Source organism: Streptomyces sp. NPDC102258 (genome assembly GCF_055584685.1).
Genome location: NZ_JBVJLO010000078.1, coordinates 1 through 1,009, shown reverse-complemented (window position 1 = coordinate 1,009; position 1,009 = coordinate 1). Strand labels below are relative to the sequence as shown.

Here is a 1,009-nt window from a genome sequence, read left to right as displayed (position 1 = left end):
CTTCAGAACTAACACAGTGGACGCGAGCAACTGAGGACAAGCCCTCGGCCTATTAGTACCAGTCAGCTCCACCCGTTACCGGGCTTCCACATCTGGCCTATCAACCCAGTCGTCTACTGGGAGCCTTACCCTCTCAAGGAGGTGGGAATACTCATCTCGAAGCAGGCTTCCCGCTTAGATGCTTTCAGCGGTTATCCCTCCCGAACGTAGCCAACCAGCCATGCCCTTGGCAGGACAACTGGCACACCAGAGGTTCGTCCGTCCCGGTCCTCTCGTACTAGGGACAGCCCTTCTCAATATTCCTACGCGCACAGCGGATAGGGACCGAACTGTCTCACGACGTTCTAAACCCAGCTCGCGTACCGCTTTAATGGGCGAACAGCCCAACCCTTGGGACCGACTCCAGCCCCAGGATGCGACGAGCCGACATCGAGGTGCCAAACCATCCCGTCGATATGGACTCTTGGGGAAGATCAGCCTGTTATCCCCGGGGTACCTTTTATCCGTTGAGCGACGGCGCTTCCACAAGCCACCGCCGGATCACTAGTCCCGACTTTCGTCCCTGCTCGACCCGTCGGTCTCACAGTCAAGCTCCCTTGTGCACTTACACTCAACACCTGATTGCCAACCAGGCTGAGGGAACCTTTGGGCGCCTCCGTTACCCTTTGGGAGGCAACCGCCCCAGTTAAACTACCCATCAGACACTGTCCCTGATCCGGATCACGGACCGAGGTTAGACATCCAGCACGACCAGAGTGGTATTTCAACGGCGACTCCACAACCACTGGCGTGGCTGCTTCAAAGTCTCCCACCTATCCTACACAAGCCGAACCGAACACCAATATCAAACTATAGTAAAGGTCCCGGGGTCTTTCCGTCCTGCTGCGCGAAACGAGCATCTTTACTCGTAGTGCAATTTCACCGGGCCTATGGTTGAGACAGTCGAGAAGTCGTTACGCCATTCGTGCAGGTCGGAACTTACCCGACAAGGAATTTCGCTACCTTAGGA

1 rRNA gene is annotated in these 1,009 nt (G+C 56.2%); it reads right to left on the bottom strand.

The features are described 5' to 3' along the window. Positions 1 to 32: 32 nt before the first annotated feature. A 23S ribosomal RNA gene (locus tag ACZ6ZT_RS35230) occupies positions 33 to 1,009 on the bottom strand; the annotation flags it as partial.